Origin of the sequence: Holdemanella sp. DFI.5.55, from assembly GCF_020593575.1 — a bacterium.
GTDB lineage: Bacteria > Bacillota_I > Bacilli_A > Erysipelotrichales > Erysipelotrichaceae > Holdemanella > Holdemanella hominis.
Window position 1 is genome coordinate 1 of sequence record NZ_JAJDMK010000351.1, and the last position, 242, is coordinate 242.

At 37.2% G+C, this 242-nt stretch carries 1 protein-coding gene; it reads left to right on the forward strand.

The genetic code is table 11. From position 1 onward, the window contains the following. Positions 1-242, forward strand: a 242-nt coding sequence (locus LJE08_RS14385; protein ID WP_227403631.1) for an antirestriction protein ArdA, incomplete at both ends; no start/stop codon positions are given.

The following is a 242-nucleotide window of genomic DNA, read 5'->3' on the forward strand; positions in this document are numbered from 1 at the left end:
TACACGTTATGAGGAAATCTTTATTACTGATTATGAATCCAACATTTGCGGATTGACGGAGTGCTTCGGAGAATATGAAAGTTTATTTGCATTGAATCATCTTGCTGAAAAAATACAGGAATCAGGAAACACGATTGAGGAAGTGGAAGCTTTATTGGATTTCGGAGAGTATACAGGAAGTATCGAGGAACTGGTTACACTTCTTGATAACACGGATTGTTTTATGATGTATGCAGAAGTGG